Annotated in this window: 13 protein-coding genes; 6 read left to right on the plus strand and 7 right to left on the minus strand. The window is 55.1% G+C overall.

Annotated elements, in window-relative coordinates:
• Positions 1-25: 25 nt before the first annotated feature.
• Together SADFL11_RS07550 and SADFL11_RS07555 are read left to right on the plus strand one after the other, a co-directional pair.
• On the plus strand, positions 26-262 hold the full coding sequence (locus SADFL11_RS07550) for a hypothetical protein (RefSeq protein ID WP_008192752.1): 237 nt from the start codon (positions 26-28) through the stop codon (positions 260-262).
• A gap of 8 nt (positions 263-270) precedes the next feature.
• Positions 271-1956: an alkaline phosphatase family protein gene (locus SADFL11_RS07555; protein WP_040453323.1), complete on the plus strand. Its 1686-nt coding sequence runs from the start codon at positions 271-273 to the stop codon at positions 1954-1956.
• 248 nt (positions 1957-2204) lie between these two features.
• Here the strand turns inward: SADFL11_RS07555 and SADFL11_RS07560 are convergent, their stop codons facing one another.
• On the minus strand, positions 2205-3194 hold the full coding sequence (locus SADFL11_RS07560) for a fatty acid desaturase (protein WP_008193844.1): 990 nt from the start codon (positions 3192-3194) through the stop codon (positions 2205-2207).
• Positions 3195-3502: 308 nt separating this feature from the next.
• Here SADFL11_RS07560 and SADFL11_RS07565 point away from each other — a divergent pair, with 308 nt between their 5' ends.
• Together SADFL11_RS07565 and SADFL11_RS07570 are read left to right on the plus strand one after the other, a co-directional pair.
• Positions 3503-4984, plus strand: a complete 1482-nt coding sequence (locus tag SADFL11_RS07565; protein WP_008196363.1) for a protein adenylyltransferase SelO — start codon at positions 3503-3505, stop codon at positions 4982-4984.
• A gap of 354 nt (positions 4985-5338) precedes the next feature.
• On the plus strand, positions 5339-6049 hold the full coding sequence (locus SADFL11_RS07570; RefSeq protein ID WP_008188691.1) for a substrate-binding periplasmic protein: 711 nt from the start codon (positions 5339-5341) through the stop codon (positions 6047-6049).
• Positions 6050-6153: 104 nt separating this feature from the next.
• On the opposite strand, the gene SADFL11_RS07575 is transcribed toward SADFL11_RS07570, so the two are convergent.
• The 3 genes from SADFL11_RS07575 to SADFL11_RS07585 all read right to left on the minus strand — a co-directional run bounded on the left by SADFL11_RS07575 (position 6154) and on the right by SADFL11_RS07585 (position 8393).
• Positions 6154-6921 carry a substrate-binding periplasmic protein gene (locus SADFL11_RS07575; RefSeq protein ID WP_081450591.1) on the minus strand — a complete coding sequence of 256 codons (768 nt, stop codon included), beginning with the start codon at positions 6919-6921 and terminating at the stop codon, positions 6154-6156.
• Positions 6922-7061: 140 nt separating this feature from the next.
• Complete coding sequence (locus SADFL11_RS07580) at positions 7062-7382, minus strand: antibiotic biosynthesis monooxygenase family protein (RefSeq protein ID WP_040453314.1); 321 nt, start codon at positions 7380-7382, stop codon at positions 7062-7064.
• A gap of 75 nt (positions 7383-7457) precedes the next feature.
• Entirely contained in the window at positions 7458-8393 is a 936-nt protein-coding gene (locus SADFL11_RS07585; protein ID WP_008195206.1) for a hydrogen peroxide-inducible genes activator, read from the minus strand.
• Positions 8394-8522: 129 nt separating this feature from the next.
• Here SADFL11_RS07585 and SADFL11_RS07590 point away from each other — a divergent pair, with 129 nt between their 5' ends.
• Both SADFL11_RS07590 and SADFL11_RS07595 read left to right on the plus strand, forming a co-directional pair.
• Positions 8523-8705, plus strand: a complete 183-nt coding sequence (locus SADFL11_RS07590) for a YdcH family protein (RefSeq protein WP_008194317.1) — start codon at positions 8523-8525, stop codon at positions 8703-8705.
• Between the two features lie 37 nt (positions 8706-8742).
• Positions 8743-8955: a hypothetical protein gene (locus tag SADFL11_RS07595; RefSeq protein ID WP_008194774.1), complete on the plus strand. Its 213-nt coding sequence runs from the start codon at positions 8743-8745 to the stop codon at positions 8953-8955.
• 105 nt (positions 8956-9060) lie between these two features.
• On the opposite strand, the gene SADFL11_RS07600 is transcribed toward SADFL11_RS07595, so the two are convergent.
• Genes SADFL11_RS07600 through SADFL11_RS07610 form a run of 3 tightly spaced genes read right to left on the minus strand, consistent with a single transcriptional unit; the run spans position 9061 to position 13869 of the window.
• Positions 9061-12177, minus strand: a complete 3117-nt coding sequence (locus SADFL11_RS07600; RefSeq protein WP_008194591.1) for an efflux RND transporter permease subunit — start codon at positions 12175-12177, stop codon at positions 9061-9063.
• A 34-nt stretch (positions 12178-12211) separates the two neighbouring features.
• Positions 12212-13306: an efflux RND transporter periplasmic adaptor subunit gene (locus SADFL11_RS07605; RefSeq protein WP_040451898.1), complete on the minus strand. Its 1095-nt coding sequence runs from the start codon at positions 13304-13306 to the stop codon at positions 12212-12214.
• An 11-nt stretch (positions 13307-13317) separates the two neighbouring features.
• Positions 13318-13869, minus strand: a complete 552-nt coding sequence (locus SADFL11_RS07610; protein ID WP_008196515.1) for a TetR/AcrR family transcriptional regulator — start codon at positions 13867-13869, stop codon at positions 13318-13320.
• Positions 13870-13963 lie beyond the last annotated feature (94 nt).

Below are 13963 nucleotides of genomic sequence, written 5' to 3' on the forward strand. Positions count from 1 at the left end.
GTTCTTAGTATTTGGAGGCCGAGAAATGCCGGACATCAAAGACATCGTGAATGAGCTGAAACAGACCCGCGACGAGGTTAAACTGAAAATCCATCTGGGCAGCAAAGAGCTCCAGGAGGAATGGGACGAGCTGGAGAAGAAATGGGACAGTTTCGAAGCGGAAGCCAAACTCGGCGAATCCGCTCAGAACATCAGTGAAGCTACCTCCTTGCTTGGCGACGAGCTGTCCAAAGCCTTCAAGAAAATCAGGTCTGCACTTTGATCATGCAAATGCGTTGGTTGGTTCTTGGCATGTTGGCGGCAAGTGCTGCCACATCGTCCCAATCCGAAGCCGAGGAGCATCCGAAGCTCGTCTTGCAGATCACAGTTGATCAGCTGCGCGGTGACTTGATCGACCGGAACATTGCGCACTTTGGCGAAACAGGTTTCAAACGCCTTCTTCGAAACGGCATCTATTACACCAACGCCCATCATCGGCACGCAAACACAGAGACGATTGTCGGTCATACAACACTGGCGACAGGCACTGATCCCGCCGTTCACGGAATGGTTGCCAACCTCTGGTTCGACCGAGCAACCGGCAAGCCGTTTTACAACGTTCAGGATCCTGATTATCCCCTGCTCGCGATGTCCGGGGTAGATCAATCTACCGAAATCGATCCTACACAGCGGGCTGCGACATCTGATGGACGTTCCCCCGCGTCGATCTTGTCATCTACGCTGTCTGATGAAATCGCGATCGCAAATGCAGGCGTTTCAAAGATATTCGGGGTGTCCGTCAAGGATCGCGGTGCCATCTCTATGGCCGGCCACGCCGGAACTGCCTACTGGTTCTCAAAGAGCGATGGTCGGTTTGTCACGTCCAGCTACTACATGGACACCTATCCAGACTGGGTCAATGCTTGGAATGATGCCGGGCACGTTCTGGCCTACGCCTACACAGACTGGGAGTTGACTGACCCTGAACAAACCTATCGCTTTGCTGCGTTCGATGATGCGGAATGGGAAACCGATTTTCCGGGATTTGGCCGCACATTTCCCCATCCGTTCGGAGCTTGGGACAGCAAGTACTATACGACATTTTTGACGCTCAGCCCGGCGGGCGATGAGTTGACGGCATCGTTTGCAAAAACACTGATCGACAAGGAGGGTATCGGTACAGACGACGTTACCGATTATCTCTCCGTCAGTTTTTCATCGACTGATTATGTCGGCCACATTTTCGGCCCTTCCAGCTTGGAGTCCGAGGACAATCTGCGCCGTCTTGATGAAACCATCGGCCAACTGCTCGACCATGTGGATCAAAAAATCGGGTTGGAACACACATTGGTCGTTTTATCCGCAGACCACGGCGGCGCGGAAGTCCCGGGCTATTTGGAATATCTCGGTATTCCGGCCGGTTACTTCACTTTCGACGACATAGACAAGGAACCCGCCGCGAAAGCTCTGATTGCTGAGTTTGGGGTCGCTCAGGAGCTTATTTCCTCTTTTTCCCAACCCTATGTCTATCTCAACGAACAGCTTATTTCAGACAAAGGACTAGAAAAAGCGGACGTTGCCAGAGCTCTCGCCAAAGAACTGCAAAAGATGCCGGCCATTGCCTACGCGATATCCAGCGAGGATCTTGCAAGTGCTGCAATTGCCAAGACGACGGTCAGCGATGCAGTGCTGGCGAATTTTCATGCCTCACGGTCCGGCGACGTTTATGTGGTGTTTGAACCGCACTGGTTTGTGGGTGATTTTGACGGGCTTCACGTCGCCTCTCACCATGGATCTCCGTGGACCTATGATACGCACGTCCCGATCATCTTTTCCCGGTCGGGGATGAAGGCAAGCCGCATCCCGGCGCGGGTTGAAACAGTCGACCTCGCACCGACCGTCGCCGCCTACTTGCGGATCAAGGCACCCAGCGGCAGTCGTGGCAAGATCTTGGATGAGGTCGTTCATTCTCAGTAATTTTTGATCAGGCGCGGCCCGCTCGATGACAGCATCACTGCAACGTATCCGAGACGTAAGGATCTGCATGCAGCAGCCTATAATAGGCCAAGAAAATGGTTATGGATTGACAGAAAGTGTCCGTTACGGGAGGTTTCCTTCAAACATGCTCCTGCATGTCATACACGGTGCTGCGGCCATAAGCCCAATTCTTCACTCGAGCCGTCAGTCAACGGCGCGTTTCTAACGCGCAACTGCCAGGTAGGGCCTTAGGCCGCCGAGAACGGTACCAGCCTTTTGGTGTCTTCATCCCACAGCGCCAGATGCGCGCTTTCCAGGCTTTCCCAAATGGTGAGCTTATTAATCGAGGCCAGCTCCGGTTTCCCCGCCATGCATTCCTGCAAACGGTAATTCGGAATGTGACTGCAAAGGTGGTGGATGTGATGCAGGCCAATGTTGCCTGTGAACCAATTGAGTATGGCTGGCAACTCATAATAAGACGAGCCGAGGATTGCCGCGGTTTTCCGATCCCAAACGCCATCACGCGACCAATGCGTCTCTTCAAACTGATGCTGGATGTAGAAGAGCCAGACGCCGGCTGCGGCCGACAGTACCACGATCGGTGCAAAAACGAGCGCGAAATGTACCCACCCCATAAAGAACGCGAGAGTGCCATAAACGGCAACAATGGCAAGATCCAACAAGAGCACGCTGGCAGTCATCTTCCAGGACGGGCGCTGAACGGTAAACGGGAGCCGCTGGATAATCAAAAAGTGCAGAACACCGCCGACGAACGTCATGAAAAACGGATTCCGATAGATCCGGTACCAGACGCGTTTGACGAATGGCAGGGAACGGAATTCCTCAAGCGTCAGCGTATCAATGTCGCCAAAGCCGCGCCGGTCGAGGTTGGATGATGTGGCATGGTGAAGAGCATGCGCCCGCTGCCAATACGCGTAGGGTGTCAGGGTCAAGATGCTCATCAACCGCCCGATCGTATCATTGGCGGTTTTGGACGAGAAGAAAGACCCGTGGCCGCAGTCATGCTGGATGATAAACAAGCGGACGATCAATCCAGCGGTCGGGACTGAAAGAGCCAGCGTGATCCAATAGCTGATGTCCACCGTGACATACATGGCGGCAACCAGAGCAACGAACAAAGGCACGGTCGTGAGAACCTGGAAAACTGCCGTTACGTTGTTCGGCGTACGATACTGCTCGCAATGATCGACAAGATCCTGAATCTGGCTCGGATGCACTGGGAAATCCCGTTTTCTTCTTTTCGGGAGTATTCCCTTACGTGCGTGGTGCCAGACTGCGCGTGCTAGGTCAATGCAGACGGCAACATATGCGTCTTTTTGCGCAGTAAATGGTTTTCAATTTCCCGTTTCTTCACCGATAGGTTCGCTCCGGAAGGTGGGACAACCCTGTCCGCAAGTCCGCGTGAGACATCAAGCGAATCTCCTTCAATAAATGGAAGCCCGGTAATTGGCACACAGGGGTCGAAAGCAATCGGGATAAAAACTATATAGCGGCAGTAGACAATGACCGACTGGATCTCGCCGCCATGACCACGCAGCCACCTGCCTTTCAGTTCGACAACACTTACGCTCGTGAACTTCCCGGGTTCTACGTCGAGTGGCAGGGCGCGTCCGTACCGGACCCGAAACTGGTCCTGTTAAACACCCCGCTTGCAGGTGAACTTGGTCTTGAACCCACCGCTCTTTCGGCTGCTGAAATGGCTGCTGTCTTTGCCGGCTCCGCAAGTCCTGAAGGGGCTTCCCCTCTCGCCCAAGTCTATGCCGGTCATCAATTTGGCGGGTTTTCGCCCCAGCTCGGCGACGGCCGGGCGCTCTTGATTGGCGAGGTGATCGATCAGGAAGGCCATCGCCGCGACATACAACTTAAGGGCTCCGGCCGGACACCGTTCTCACGCGGTGGCGACGGTAAAGCCGTGATTGGCCCGGTCCTGAGGGAATACATCCTCGGCGAGGCCATGCATGCGCTCGGTGTGCCAACGACACGTGCGCTTGCGGCCGTGACAACCGGCGAAATGATCCAACGTGAAGGCCTGAAACCTGGCGCTGTGCTCACCCGTGTTGCGTCCAGCCATTTGCGGGTCGGGACCTTCCAATTCTTTGCGGCCCGAAGCGATACAGACAAGGTGCGGCAGCTGGCGGACTACGCCATCGCGCGGCATGACCCTGACCTTGCAGATGCGGATGATCGACATTTGCGTTTCCTTGCCCGTGTTGTGGACCGGCAAGCGCAACTGGTTTCCAAATGGATGCTGATCGGCTTTGTCCATGGTGTGATGAACACGGACAACACTACGATCTCCGGTGAAACGATCGACTACGGCCCTTGCGCATTTTTGGACGGTTATGATCCGGCCGCTGTCTTTAGTTCAATCGATCATGGTGGACGCTATGCGTTTGGCCGTCAGCCGACCATCATGCAGTGGAACTTGGCACGTTTGGCGGAGGCCCTGCTGCCCTTGTTTGATCCAGCGGACCTCGACAGAGCCGTGGAACTCGCAACTCAGGAACTCAACAAATTTCCAGACCTCTATCGATCCGCCTGGCTCAATGGCATGTCCAAAAAACTTGGCCTGACTGATGTACAAGATGAAGACGTCACTCTGTTTGAGGATCTCCTCGGCGCAATGGCGGCATCCGGGGCTGACTACACGTTGGTTTTCCGGCGTCTCTCTAATGCGGTCTCTGGAAACACCGCTCCTCTTTTTGATCTCTTCGAAGACAAAGCGGGCATATCCGCGTGGGTAATTCGCTGGGAGCAACGGCGCTCCTCAGAAGGGCGCCCTGCCGAAGAAATCAGCCGCGGAATGAACCGAGTGAACCCGATCTACATTCCACGCAATCACAAGGTTGAAGAGGCGCTGGATGCCTCAGAAGCTGGAGATTATCATCTGGTTGAAGAGCTGCTGGATGTCTTGAAGGATCCTTATGAGGAACGTGCAGGGTTGGAGGCTTACGGAACACCGGCACCTCAAGACTTTGGCCCTTACCAGACATTTTGCGGGACCTGAGCCTCATCTGCATCACAGTTGCTTTTGACAACAGGCTGGACGCCAGTATTCCCAACTCCTTGTGGCTTGCGCATTCAACTTACGTATTCGACGGACAAATTTGCGTTTTTATGAGCCTTTGAAATCAGCAACTCAGAACCGAAGAACAATATATTTCATCTTTTGATTTGCAATGAACTGAGATTATTTACGATGTGACATGCCAGAAACAGAGACTTCTGAATACTTTAATAACCCTGTTCTCACTTTCACTTAAAATTCTCCCCACTCATAACCAAGAGTAAGGCCCTCACCTTTCTAATGACGGCTGCGAAATAAACAAAAGCAGTCCAATCGCTCCAGAAAGGAACCGACATGAAATTTGCCGCTGGCCTCATCGCCCTTGCCGCCGCTGCTGTGCTCACTCCGGCTCACGCTGCGGACATCAACCTCACCACCGAGGAATACAAACCGTTCAACTACATGGAAGGCGACAAGATCGTCGGCTTTGGTGCTGAGCAGGTTTTTGAGATCATGAATCGCGCAGGTCTGACCTATGACGTCGAAATGGCGCAATGGTCCCGTGCAATCGGCCTAGCTGAAAAAGAAGCGGATTACTGCGTGTTTACAGCGTCGCACACAGAGGCGCGTGATCCGTTGTTCGTTTGGGTCGAACCTCTGAATGTCGACCGGACGCTGCTGATCAAAAAAGCTGGATCTGACGTCAACGCCACAACAATCGACGAAGCCATGGCCTACTCGGTCGGCACGCAGTCTCAGGACTACACGGAAGCGTTGTTGAAAGACAAAGGTTTCCCGAAAATCGATGCCGCCAAGGATATGGAAACAACCCTCAAGAAACTGGCAGCTGGCCGGATCGACATGGTCGCTGTATCCGAAGCGTTCTTCAACAGCTTGAAGAAAGACGGCGTCGCGGTCGAAGAAGCGGTTGTCTTGTCCGAGACAGTCCTGTCGATGGCGTGTAATCCGGGCACGAATGCCGACAACGTCAAAAAGATGCAGGACGCGCTTCAGTCGATGATTGATGACGGCACCCAAGCCAAGATCCTGGCGAAATATCAGTAAATAGACGCCTCATCTGAACCGAATAAGAAAACGGCCCTTGCACATTGGTGCAGGGGCCGTTTTCTTTTTGTTGTTGAGATCTGCACAAATGACCGGACTTCCTTTTAATTCAAAGACCGGGGCCGGATATACGGGCCAATAATTCGGTCAAATTCGCCGTTGGCTCTGATGATCTGCATACCGCGGTTGAAGGCATCCACGAAATACGGGCCATGTTCCGTCTGCCGAGAAATCAACAAGTGGTAAGACCATGGATAGGTCAGCCTCTCCAAGTGACCAATCCGCTTTTGCTGATCTTCCGTCAGATGCGCCAGGGCAGCCTCGTACCCGCTGGTTTCAAGCTCAGGTACGAAATCGACCCGGCCCATGGCCAGCATCTGAAAAAGCTGCTGATTGTTCGGAACTCTCGCGACGATGATCGATCCATCATCAATCAAGGGAGCAAACTGCTGTCCGAATGCACTGGAATCCAGCGCCCCCATGACCTTGCCGTTCAAGTCCTTCAATTCCTTCGCTTCAACAGGATTGTCTTTTGAGTAGAAAATGACCTCCCGCAAAACAAACAACGGGTCGCTGGCAAGGTAGAGGCGCTCCCGCTCCGGCGTCAGCACCCACATGAAAGTGCCGTCCCAAGCGCCCTGCTCCACAAGCAGCATCGCCCGGTTCCAGGGAAAGAAACCGTATTCAACGTCTATGCCGACCGCTTCGAAAGCCTTCGTCACAAGTTGAGACGAAACTCCGTATCCCGGTAAGTCTTGGGACTGATAAGGTGCCCATTCGCCATTGGTGAGACGTATCTTTGTGGGTTTTTCATCCGCGACAGCGGTTGCCGCAAACAGAAAAATGAACAGCTGAACGAAAAACATCCTCATGGCGCATGACCTTACGGCAAAACTACCGGAGGATGCAATCTTGAACGCCTGTCCGGTCTTGTCGCGACACCGGAACTTTCCGGACCAAATGTTACTAAAGTCACGGCTGCTTGCTCCTAAAACCCCAAGCAGCACGAGTGTCAGGCGAAACTCTCCGCCACATCATACATCACCGGTTCAAAGCTCTTGCACAAGGCATGGATCCGGCGGTTGCGCTCGCGCATCTCATCGGACCGCAGCATGGCCAGAAAGTCTTCCCGCCGCCGCCACTGTGAGTAATTGGCGATCCGTGTCTGCGCATCGTTGACGTGTAGACCGGCACCGATAAATCCGGGCTGGTGCTGTATGAACTCCCGGTAGGCGTCTTTCAGCTCTTCCAAGAGGTCCAGGCACGTCCCCGGTGTCATCTCGAAGGTTGTTATGACGGTTTGGTAGTCGCTCGCTTCAGAAATCTTTGGCATGGCTTGCTCCAACACGTTTGAAAAGCCGGCAAGAAGCGCCCGCTTGGGCAACGGCATCGGAGAGTGTAGCAGCATTCATCCCGCAGTTGGTTCCACTCCGGGAACATTCATGCTCTCAATCGCTTCATGGGACAATTCATACAGCGTTTGAAAATGATTGTGCCGGGCACTGTTGCGCCGCCAGGCAATGCATATTGTCCGGCGGGTTTTCATTTCCGCAACCTGCTTCAAGACGATATCCGGTTCTTTTCCGAACTCGGACGCAATATAGGCCGCTGGAAACAGGCACAGACCCATGCCGATGGAAACCATTTGCCGCAGAGCATCGAGGCTCGTCCCCTCATAGTCCTGACGGAAATCAGCGCCGCTCGCCCGCGCCAGGGACTGAACATCGTCGTGAAGCCGAAACCCTTGGCTCAGCGTCAAAAGCCTTTCGCCCTGAAGCATGTCGACCGGAATGACTTCAAGGCCCGAAAGCGGATGTGTCCGCGGCACAGCAAGCGACAACTCTTCCTGGCACAGCTTCAAAACTTGAAGACGCTCTGACCCCGCCAAGTCGGGGGATATGATGCAGTCCAAAGTGCCATCCAGGATTTGCTGCTCCAGAACCACTGGCCGGTCTTCCCGGATATAAAGCTCAAGTTCCGGGTATTTCGACTTCAGAATCGGCAAGAGGTACGGCATGAAATATGGCCCAAATGTGGACGGCACCCCCAACCGGATCAGGCCGCCGAGATTTTCACGCCCGGCTTCTGCAGCAGTCACAAAATCGTCCAACACCTCCAACGCGTGGCGCGCCAGCGGCAACAGCCGTTCTCCAGCTGCAGTCAGCCGCACACCGGTCGTACCGCGCTCTACGAGTGTTGTATCAACACTGTCTTCCAACAATTTGAACTGGTTAGATAAAGTCGGCTGGGAAACATGGCACTTCTTCGCTGCTTTGCCAAAATGCCCTTCCTCTGCCAGAGCAATAAAATACTCCAGCTGCCGCGCCGACGGTCGATAACCCATGGCCGCCTTTCCTCCTGAATACTCTTATAGAGATATTCTATCGGTTTTATCGAAACAATGTATTTCCGCTATTTCGATCTACTCCCCATATCGGAGGTGCAACGATGTTTAAAAAGAGGAGCCCAAGAGATGTACGCACGTCTGAAATCCCTTCAAAGCCAGCACGGCACCTTAGACAACCTGATCCAGCGGGAAGAACAGCACCCTTATCCAGACGTGGAGCACATCCGATCTCTCAAGAAATTCAAGCTGCGATTGCGCGATGAAATTCAGCGCGTGGAACGCACACTCCGCCCCGCCCAAACTGCGTGACCCGCGGACCTACCTGCCAATACAGAGGAGCCCTAACATGACCCTTTTCTGGCCTTATTACGGAATTGGCGCTTTGCCGTCCGGTTCGAACTCTAACCGCGCCCGCCGCGCCCGCCTGCGGGATCTTGAAGCCCGCATGGAAACCTTCCTGGTCGAGAAAGAGAACAAACAGGAAGTCTGCACCCGCGTGCTTGGCAACGTGAAGGAGTGCAAGACCCGTCTGCGCGGCGAACTGGCCCATCTTAGCTAGAGCGGTGCATCTTGGCCCTCTCCCTCCCCAGGGCCAGAATGTTACCCGCCGGAGCGCGATCAGCTCTGGTTACGCCGCCTGCCGCCGCCCGGCAGGCGGCGTTTTTTATTCGCCGGGCACGGGTGCCGCGGCGGTTGGGACGGTTTCTTCTTTGGAAGACGGTGTTTTCGTTGTTTTCGTGGGCCGGATACGGAAGAACAGCGCATAGAGAACAGGCGCTGCAATCAATGTCAGGACTGTCGCGAAGGCCAGACCGCCCATGATGGTGACCGCCATGCCGCGGAAGAAAGCATCCGACAACAACGGCGCCATGCCAAGGATTGTTGTGACCGCCGCCAGCATCACGGGCCGCATACGCGAGACACTCGCCTCAACGATGGCCTGATACTTCTCTTTGCCCTCCCGGATCATCAGATCGATTTCCTCAAGCAAAACAATCGCATTCTTAATCAGCATGCCTGAGAGCGACAGGAAGCCGAGCAGCGACATAAATCCGAAAGCCGTATCTGTCGCAAGAAGGGCAATCGCAACGCCATTGATCGACATCGGCACCATCAACCAGATGATCAGCGGTTGCCGGATCGAGCCAAACAGCAGGATCGAGATGATCAGCATGACCAGGAAACCAAGCGGAAGCTGCGCACCAAGAGACGCTTGCGCGTCATTGGTGCTCTCGTATTCCCCGCCCCACTCCAGCGCATAACCTCGCGGAAGCGCGATGGCTTCAATCTGAGGTCGGACACGGGCAAGCGCGGCCGTCGCTGTTTCGCCGCCGGTGGTTTCCGCAGCCACTGTTATGGTCCGCACACGGTCGCGGCGCTGGATCAAGGTGTCCTGCGGTTCCATGACAAACTCCTGAACGACCTGGTCGACCGGAACGTACCGGCGTTGGCTGGCGCTCCAGACAACCGAGTCCGACACACTTTCGTTCACCGAAATACCGTCAGTTCCGGCCTTTCGGGCCACGATCGGAATGCTTTCGTCGATATCGCGGTACGCACCGACCTGAACACCCTCAGTGGCGAACTGCAGTGAAAGAGACAGTTCTTCCCGTGTAATTCCGGAAATCCGGGCGCGGTCTTCGTCAAAGATCGGCCGGACCACAAGTTCGCGCTGGCGCCAATCCGTGTTGACGTCCGCCAGGCGATTGTCCGGCATCTGGAAGACGGCCCGGGCTTCCTCCCCGAGACGCTTCAGGATGTTCTCATCCGGTCCTGAGAACCGCGCCTCGATCTTCGCTCCGCCGCCAGGACCAAAGACCAGACGTTTGGTGATGATCTGGGCTGACGGGAACCGTTCACCGAATTGCTCCCGCAAATCCAACGCCAGAGCATCAATGTCATCCCGGCTGTGGGTCCTGATGATCATGTGGCCGTAGGCGGGATTTGCATCTTCCGGCGAATACGTAAGCATAAAACGGGTTGCCCCGCCGCCGGCAAAACTGGTGACCGTTTTGACCCGTTCATCTGCGAGGACAACGGCTTCCATGTCCCTCAGATCCGCCTCGGTAGACCGGATGTCGGTGCCTTGAGGTTTCCAATAATGGACATAAAAGAGCGGCGTGTTGCTATCCGGAAAGAAGGCCTGTTTCACATTGCCGAAGGCCATCACACAAGCAACCGTCACGCCAATCAACACCGCGATTGTCAGCAGACGGGCATGCAGCGTTCCAATCAGGAACTTCCGGTAGATTGTATAAAGGATGCCTTTGTAGGGATCATGATCATCGCCAACTCCCTCAGCTGTGCGGAAAAAGTATTTTCCGAACAAAGGCGTCACCGTGATCGCAAATATCCAGGAAAGCAGCAGCGATATCCCGATAACCGCAAAGAGCGAGAACAGGAACTCACCCGTTGCATCTGGGGACAGACCGATGCCCGAAAATGCCATAATGCCGATCACAGTCGCACCAAGCAGCGGCCACATGGTCTGTTTGACCACCTTGCTGGCTGCTTCGATCGCCCGCATGCCGCGCTGCATGTTGATCATCATGCCTTCTGCGACAACGATGGCGTTGTCCACCAGCATGCCCATCGCGATGATCAGGGCGCCAAGCGAAATCCGCTCCATCTCGATGGCAAACAACCGCATGAACAGGACCGTTGCCATCACCGTCAACAGAAGCACGGTTCCGACTACCAGAGCAGCGCGCCATCCCATGAACAACGCCAGGACCGCGATCACAATCACCACCGAGGCTGCGAGGTTGATGATGAAGCCGTTCACAGATTCGTCGACAACGATGTTCTGCTCGTAGATCGGATGGATCTGCATCCCCACCGGCAGTTGCGCTTCGACCTCTGCGAGTTTTTCAATCACAAGGCCGCCGACTTCAACGATGTTCGTACCGTCGATCTGCGAAACACCTATGGTGACCGCTTCCTGTCCGTTGTGGCTGATCAGCCGGGACGGCCGTTCAGGTTCACCAAGTTCCAGCGTCGCAATGTCCGACAAGCGGATCATCGCCGTGGTGCCCGGCCGGCCGATCACGAGATCCTGAATGCCCGTAAAATCGTCAAAGGCGGATGCCGTCATCAACCGGATGCGCTTGTCCCCTGAAATGCCGGATCCGTTGGTCTGGATCCGGTTTTCCGCATCGAGCACGCTGGTGATGTCGGTCATCGAAATACCAAGGCCGACCATCTTGTCGTGGTCGACATTCAGGTAAATGACATCTTCCGGTTCGCCGGAGACATCGACCTTGCCAACGCCCGGAACCGTGAGCAGCTCGCGCCGGATCCGCTTGACGGTCGTGCGAATATCCCGGTTGGTGTACCCATCTGCGGTGAAGGCATAGAAAAGACCGAACACGTCGCCGAAATCATCATAGACCAACGGCGTTCCAGCACCGGCAGGCAGAGCGCGCTGCTCATCACCAACCTTTCGGCGAAGCTCGTCCCACACCTGCGGCAATTCGGTGCCGTCATAGGTGTCTTTGATTTCGACACGAATACGCGACAGGCCCGGTTCGGAAACAGACGTAATTTCCTTCAGCTGCGGCAGCTGCTGGATCGCGGTCTCGAGGATCTCGGTGACCTCGTTCTCCACTTCCGCAGCCGTTGCGCCCGGGTAGCTGGTAATAACCTGCGCTTCCTTGATGGTGAAGGCCGGATCTTCCAGGCGGCCAACAGTGCTGAGTGCCCACAAACCGCCAAGCAACGACAGGATGACGATCATCCAGGTGTTGACCGGTTTCTGGATCGAATAACGTGCAATATCCAAGGGATCAGATCCTTGTTCGGTATTATCTGTCAGATCAGCGCAGCGGTCGCACAATCTGGCCATCACTCAAGAATGCGGCTCCGGCAGCAACAATGTCTTCGCCAGCTCCAAGGCCCGAACTCACCGGGATGTAGTCGCCCATGACGGTGCCGACTTCGACCTTGCGTTTTGAGACGGCATCGCTTCCATCATCATAGATCCAGACATATGACTGACCATCGCCATCAACGGCGACCGATCCGGTCGGAATGAGAAACATCTCCCCAAGGGACAGCCCTTCCGGGAGGAACTTGACCCTTACAGACGCGGTCATTCCCGGGTACAGCTGGTCTGCTCCCTTACGAGGCATTGCAAGCGAAACACGGTAGGTCTGTGTTACATCGTCGACCTGGGAAGAGTGCTCGCGATAGATCAATGGGAAATACTTGTCGCCGTAGGCTGGAAACTTGGCTTCGATCGAGACGACTTCCGTGTCCCTCACCCGCCCAAAAAGGGCCTCGGCCACATTGATGTCGACCTGGATTTCCGACACATCGTGCATCCGCACCACCGGTGTTCCAACGCTTACCGTGGTGAAATTGTCGATCAGACGCAGGGAAACAATGCCGTCAAACGGCGCACGAAGCTCGGAGTATTCGAGATCCAGCTTGGCTTCTTTCAGCGCCTCAACAGCCAGGTCATGCTTGTCCTGCTGTGCGTCGAAGGCCGAAACCGCAATCACGTTCCGGTCGCGCAGGGTCGCAAGGCGGTCCAACTCGCGTTTTGCTTGTTCGACATTGATTGTCGCCTCACGCAGTGCGCGATCATAGTCGGCGGTATCGAGCCGTGCGATCAGATCGCCTTTCTTCGCCTGCTGACTTTCCAGAACCGGCAACTCAACGATCCGGCCAGCAACCTGGAAGGAAAGATCGACTGTTTGGACCGCTGCCACCCGTCCGGCAAACCGGCGTTCCAAAAGACCGAGCTGATCGGAAACAGTAAAGATCTTGGCCGGTCTTGGGGCGGCGTGAAGTTTTGCCTCCGCCTCGGCGATCGGATCTATTGCATCGTCCTGGCATGCGGCCAATAAACCCGCCGACAAAACGATCGCTGCCACCCTTGCGGCGGGCGTCTTCAACAATGCCAACATAGAGTTCCGTCCTATTGGTTGAGTTCCTTGAGCCGGCCACGCAATTCTTCGAAAACTGCTGTCCGGTCTTCATCCGTCAGTGTCGAAACGCAGTGCGCTTCGGAAAAATGCAATCCCTCGAGGCTGGTCCAAATGACCCACGCAGCTCCAAGTTGCGATGTTTCTTTCAATATCGCGGCCCGCAGCCGGAGCTTGACGTCGATGAATGGCTGGCGAAGGTCCGGCTTGTCAGCGGTCGCCGGTAAAATCGCCCGCGCAACATCGCGTTGCTCACTTAACCAGCCTTCTGTGACATCTACCATGGCGGCCAGCGTCGGAGAGGCTGCCCCGCCCGAATTTTCACGCGCGGCGGCAATTTCGGCTTCGAATTTCCCGGCCAGAAACTCGACCATGCCCCGAATGAGGGCATCCTTGCTTGGGAAATTGTAAAGCAGTCCGCCTTTGGAGAGCCCTGCTTCTTCCGCTACAGCATCAAGCGTCAACGCCGGTGAGCCCGCTCGCCTGACGACCTCGAGTGCTGCGGTCAAGATCTGACATTTTGTGTTTTTGGTAGACTTCGACATCTTGGATTCTGAACCGTCTGGTCAGTACAGTTTCAAGCCATATATACCGTTCAGCCGGTACAGACAAGGAGTCTGTAGCAGCCCTTAGGCGATA

Origin of the sequence: Roseibium alexandrii DFL-11 (genome assembly GCF_000158095.2) — a bacterium.
Taxonomy (GTDB): Bacteria; Pseudomonadota; Alphaproteobacteria; order Rhizobiales; family Stappiaceae; genus Roseibium; species Roseibium alexandrii.